This is a genomic window from Streptomyces sp. (genome assembly GCF_031178505.1).
Classification (GTDB): domain Bacteria; phylum Actinomycetota; class Actinomycetes; order Streptomycetales; family Streptomycetaceae; genus Streptomyces; species Streptomyces gulbargensis.
Window position 1 is genome coordinate 1 of the sequence record NZ_JAPSIW010000542.1, and the last position, 4,929, is coordinate 4,929.

The 4,929-nt window shown below is 75.2% G+C and carries 6 protein-coding genes and 1 pseudogene; all 7 read left to right on the forward strand.

The window, feature by feature from the left end; genetic code table 11:
- Nucleotides 1-605 (forward strand): SDR family oxidoreductase (locus RIF68_RS27295; protein ID WP_309053959.1); only part of this gene is annotated, 605 nt, incomplete at its 5' end.
- Nucleotides 605-1,783 carry a beta-ketoacyl synthase N-terminal-like domain-containing protein gene (locus RIF68_RS27300; RefSeq protein ID WP_309053960.1) on the forward strand — a complete coding sequence of 393 codons (1,179 nt, stop codon included), beginning with the start codon at nucleotides 605-607 and terminating at the stop codon, nucleotides 1,781-1,783. The genes RIF68_RS27295 and RIF68_RS27300, both read left to right, overlap by 1 nt.
- A gap of 121 nt (nucleotides 1,784-1,904) precedes the next feature.
- Nucleotides 1,905-2,165, forward strand: a complete 261-nt coding sequence (locus RIF68_RS27305; RefSeq protein WP_309053961.1) for an acyl carrier protein — start codon at nucleotides 1,905-1,907, stop codon at nucleotides 2,163-2,165.
- Nucleotides 2,165-3,184 (forward strand): hypothetical protein, encoded by a 1,020-nt coding sequence (locus tag RIF68_RS27310; protein ID WP_309053964.1) that lies wholly within the window; start codon nucleotides 2,165-2,167, stop codon nucleotides 3,182-3,184. Before RIF68_RS27305 ends, RIF68_RS27310 begins: the two co-directional genes overlap by 1 nt.
- Before the next feature lie 37 nt (nucleotides 3,185-3,221).
- Entirely contained in the window at nucleotides 3,222-3,968 is a 747-nt protein-coding gene (gene fabG, locus RIF68_RS27315) for a 3-oxoacyl-[acyl-carrier-protein] reductase (protein ID WP_309053962.1), read from the forward strand.
- A gap of 81 nt (nucleotides 3,969-4,049) precedes the next feature.
- Nucleotides 4,050-4,748, forward strand: coding sequence for a DsbA family protein (locus RIF68_RS27320; protein ID WP_309053963.1), 699 nt, complete (start codon nucleotides 4,050-4,052; stop codon nucleotides 4,746-4,748).
- Nucleotides 4,729-4,929, forward strand: a pseudogene (locus RIF68_RS27325) (hypothetical protein); the annotation flags it as partial. The gene RIF68_RS27320 and the pseudogene RIF68_RS27325, both read left to right, overlap by 20 nt.

Below are 4,929 nucleotides of genomic sequence, written 5' to 3' on the forward strand. Positions count from 1 at the left end.
TGGTGCCGCGGATCGCCGAGTTCACCGGCGGGGCCGGCCTCCGGGTCGTCCTGCACTCGCTGGCCTTCGGGTCGCTGGTGCCGTTCCTGCCGCGCGGCGGGGACAAGGCGGCCCTCACCCGGCCTCAGCTGGAGATGACCCTCGACGTGATGGCGCACAGCCTCGTCTACTGGACGCAGGACCTCGTGGCGGCCGGCCTGCTGCGCCGGGGCGCGAAGATCTTCGCGATGACCAGCGCGGGCACCAGCCAGGTGCTGCCCAGTTACGGGGCGGTGTCGGCGGCCAAGGCGGCGCTGGAGTCCCACGTACGGCAGCTGGCCTGTGAACTCGCCCCGTACGGCGTGGCGGTGAACGCGCTGCGCGCCGGGGTGACCGTCACGCCGTCGCTGCTGCGCATCCCCGGCCACGAGCAGTTCGTGGACCGTTCGGCGGCGGGCAATCCGCACGGGCGGCTCACCCGGCCCGAGGACGTCGCCGAGGCGGTCGTCACCCTGGCGCGCACCCCGTCGTCGTGGCTGACCGGCGACACCATCGGCGTGGACGGCGGCGAGCTCATCGCGGCCGGCACCACCTGGAACACCCGTACCGAGGCGGAGGAGTGGTGATGTCCGGCATCCCGACGGCGGCCCGCGAGACGGCCCCGGTCAGGCCCCAGGCGGAGCGACGGCCCGCGCCTGCCGGCCGGGACGCGCGGCCGGTGCCGGCCACCGTGATCTCCGACTGGTCGGTGCTGTCCCCGTACGGCCTCGGCGTCGAGCCGTTCACCGAGGGTGTGCGGGCCCGCCGGGCCGTCGTGCCGCGCCTCAACCTGGAGGTGTGGCCGGGCCCTTCGGAGCTCGCCTGTCTGATCCCGGGCTTCAGCGTCACGGAGGCGCTCGGCAGCCGGGGCACCCGCACCATGGACCGGCTGACCGGGATCACGGTCGCCACGCTGAGCGCCCTTCTGGAACCGTACGGGACGAGCCGTCCGCCGCTGGCCGACGGGCCGGAGCGGATCGGGCTGGTCCTCGGCACGGGGTCGGGCAGCGTGCAGAGCACCATGGACTTCACCCGCGACTCCCTGACCGGCGCGCAGCCGTTCTACGTGGATCCGGCGCTGTTCCCGAACACGGTGATGAACCGGGCGGCGGGCGCGAGCGCGATCTGGCACGGCCTGAAGGGCCCCAACGCCACGCTCGCCGGAGGTCCTTTGACGGGTCTTCAGGCGCTGCGCTACGCGGCCCGGCTGCGGGAGCGGGGCCACGGGGAGGTGATGCTGTGCGGCGCCGTGGAGGAGTACAGCGTGCAGCGGGCGTGGCTGGACTGGCACGCCCGGGGCCCGGGCCGGCGGGACGTGCCGGTGGCCGAGGGCTGTGCCATGTTCCTGCTGGAGGACACCGCGTCCGCCGAGCGGCACGGCCGGCGGCCCCGCGCGGAGATCCTGTCCGCCCGGTTCAGCGCCTGCGGCGGCCCCGGGGAGCTGCGTCCCGCGCTCGCGCGGCTGGTGCGGCTGGCCCTGGCCGAGGCCGGGGTGGAGCCGGACGAGGTGCGGGTGACGGCCCCGTCGGGCACCTGGGCGCGCTCGGAGGAGGCCGCGGCCCTGGACGAGGTGCTGGGCGGCGCCGAGGACGAACGCGTCGAGGTGCGGGACCTGTTCGGGGACGCGTGCGCCGCCTCGGCGGGCTTCCAGCTGGGCGCGGTGCTCGCCCTGCGCGACTCCGGGGCGGTCGGCGGCGGTGTCGCCGTCGTGACCTCCGTGGACGAGGACGGCCTGCTCGCCTGCACGACCGTGCGCCTGCTCTGACCCCTGCCCGCCCCACCGCGTTCCGCTGCCGTTCCGTCCGCACCGTCCGCACCGTCCGCACCGTCCGCACCGTGCGGTCCGCCCGTTCCGTCCGATCCGTTCCCCGAGAGGAAGGCCCGTCATGCCCGAGGAGACCGGCACCACCCTGGACAAGGAGGCGCTGCGCGCCCTCATCGCCGAGGTCCTGGACGTGGACGTCGCGGACGTCACCGACGACGCCCACTTCACGCGGGACCTCGGTGTCGACTCCCTGATGGCCCTGGAGATCACCGTGCGTCTGGAGCAGGAGTTCTCCGTCAAGCTCGCCGAGGAGGAGCTGACACAGCTCACCACGCTGAAGGAGACGTACGCGCTGCTCGACGGGAAGCTGCGGGCCGCGTGATGCCCCTCTCCCCCGCCCCGTCGCTGCTGGGGCTCACGCCCCGGCCGGTGGCCCGTACCGAGGACGGGGTGACCGCCCGGGCGGTGGTCGACCCGGCCTTCGAGGCGTTCCCCGGCCACTACCCCGGCTTCCCCGTCTTCCCCGGCGTCTGCCTGGTCGAGTACGCCGACCAGGCCGTCCTGGCGGACCTCGCCGGGCGGGGTCACCGGGCCGAACTGGCCGCCGTGGACCGGTGCCGCTTCCGCGAGCCCGTCCTGCCCGGGGACGAGCTGACCTTCCGGGCCGGGTACGGGCAGGACGTCGGCGTCCTGGGTCCGGCCGGGGCGCCCGGTGAGCTCCGGGTGGACGTGACCGTGGAGACGGCCCGGGGCCGGGCGGCCGAGCTGCGGCTGCGGTACCGGCCGCCGTCGGACACCGCCCCCGGCACGCCGCCCCCGGAGCCGGAGCCGGGACGGGCGGCCGCGGACCGCGGTCCCGCGCCGGGACCGCGGACACCGGACCCGGGACGGCCGGAGGCGGACGGCCCCGTGGAACGGGCCGACACCGCGGCGATCACCCGGATCATCCCGCACCGCTACCCGATGCTCCTGGTGGACCGGGTGACCGCGGCGGTGCCCGGATCCCGGCTGACCGCCGTCAAGGCGGTGACGGTCGCGGAGCCCCCCTACCGCCGGCTGCCGCCGGACGCCGGTCCCGACGCCTTCCGCTACCCCCGCCCGCTCCTCGTGGAGTCCTGGGCCCAGGCGGCCGTGCTGCTCGCCGTCTGGGACACCCCCAACCCGGACGTGACCACCGGCAAGGTCGAACTCGCCGGGGCCGTCGACCGGGTCGTCTTCCACCGTCCCGTGCACCCCGGTGACGTTCTGGAGCACCACGTCGAGGTCGTCCGGGCCGTGGCCGACACCACCATCCTGGCGGGCCGCACGCTGGTGAACGGTCTTCCCGCCGTCGAGGTGGGGCACTTCATCGTCGCGCTGCGCCCGCTCGACTCCCTGGTCCCCGGCACGCCCGCCGGCTGACCCCGTCACCCGTTCCCCTGCCGAGGAGGCACCCTCCATGTCCGCACAGCACCGCCGCGTCGCCCTGGTCAGCGGCGGCTCCCGGGGCATCGGCCGCGCCGTCGTGCTCCGGCTCGCCGAGGACGGCCACGACGTGGCGTTCTGCTACCACTCACGGCCCGAGAGCGCCGAGGAGACCGCCGAGCTGGCCCGGAAGTCGGGTGCCCGGGTCCTCGCCCGGCAGGCCGACGTCTCCGACCCGGCCGCCGCCCGGGCCTTCGTGACGGCCGCGGAGGAGGAACTGGGGCCGGTCCACGCGGTGGTCGGCTGCGCGGGGATCATCCGTGACAAGCCGCTGGTGCTGATGGGCGAGGACGACTGGCAGGACGTCGTGGACGTCAACCTCGGCGGGACGTACCACCTCTGCCGGGCCGTCGCCTTCCCCCTCATGAAGCGCCGCTCCGGCTGCGTGGTCACCCTCTCCTCGGTGGCGGGGGTGTACGGCAACGCCGGGCAGACCAACTACGCCGCCACCAAGGCCGGGATCATCGGCTTCACCCGTTCCCTGGCCAAGGAGCTGGGCGGGCACGGCATCCGCGCCAACGTGGTGGCGCCCGGGTTCATCAGCACCGACATGACGGCGGGACTGCCCGAGGAGAAGACGCGCCGGATGCTCGAACGGATCGCGCTCGGCCGGTTCGGCAACGCGGAGGAGGTCGCGGACCTGGTGTCGTTCCTGGTCTCCGACCGGGCCGCGTACATCACCGGCCAGGTCTTCCAGATCGACGGCGGCATCGCCCTCTGACACCGTCCCGCGCCCGCCTCACGCTCCGCCCCGCCACGATTTCCGCCCCGCCCGACCCATCACCCCGGAAGGGGGACAGCGATGGCTCTCCGCTTCTACTTCTCCCTGCGCAGCCCCTACTCGTGGCTGGCCCACCTGGACCTCACGCGCCACCACCCCGAGCTGGCCTCCCGGCTGGAATGGGTGCCGTACTGGGAACCCGACGAACAGAGCGAACGTCTCCTCGCGGAGGCGGGCCGGCGGTTCGTCTACACCCGGATGTCGCGCGAGAAGCACTTCTACATCCTCGGTGACGTACGGCGGCTGGCCACCGACCGGGGGCTCGCCGTGAGCTGGCCGGTGGACCGCGACCCGGTCTGGGAGGTGCCCCACCTGGCCTATCTGGCCGCCGAACAGCGGGGCGCGGGACGGGCGTTCCTGGATCAGGCCTACCGGGCCCGCTGGCAGGAGGGCCTCGACATCTGCGCCCGGCCCACCATGGCGAAGCTCGCCGACCGGCTCGGGCTCGACCCCGCCGTCCTCGCCGACGCGGCCGACGACCCGGACCTCCGGCGGCGCGGGGCGCGGGCGCTGCTCCGCGCCGTCGAGGAGGGCGTCTTCGGGGTGCCGTTCTTCGTGCACGGCCGCGAGAAGTTCTGGGGCGTGGACCGGCTCACCGCCTTCGCCGGGGCGGCGGCGCCCGGCCCCGTCCCGGCCGTGACGGCGGCACCGCCCCCGGCCGGCGCGCTCGGGACGGCGACGGAGGGAGGTGACCTCGGGCATGGCGGCGGCTGCGGATGATCCGGCGGCGGTGTACGGGGCTCCGCCCCCCGGCGCGGTCCTCGGACAGGTGGCGCACGGGGACTGGACCTTCGGCCTGCACCGGCAGGGCGCGGGCGATCCGGTGGTGCTGCTGCACGGGCTGCTCACCGACAGCCGCGTCTGGTATCCGGCGCTGCCGGACCTCGCGGCGGACGGCGCC

Coding starts and splice junctions, on each gene's coding strand:
- RIF68_RS27300 (WP_309053960.1), top strand. CDS start 605: ATGTCCGGCATCCCGACGGCGGCCCGCGAGACGGCCCCGGTCAGGCCC.
- RIF68_RS27305 (WP_309053961.1), top strand. CDS start 1,905: ATGCCCGAGGAGACCGGCACCACCCTGGACAAGGAGGCGCTGCGCGCC.
- RIF68_RS27310 (WP_309053964.1), top strand. CDS start 2,165: ATGCCCCTCTCCCCCGCCCCGTCGCTGCTGGGGCTCACGCCCCGGCCG.
- fabG (WP_309053962.1), top strand. CDS start 3,222: ATGTCCGCACAGCACCGCCGCGTCGCCCTGGTCAGCGGCGGCTCCCGG.
- RIF68_RS27320 (WP_309053963.1), top strand. CDS start 4,050: ATGGCTCTCCGCTTCTACTTCTCCCTGCGCAGCCCCTACTCGTGGCTG.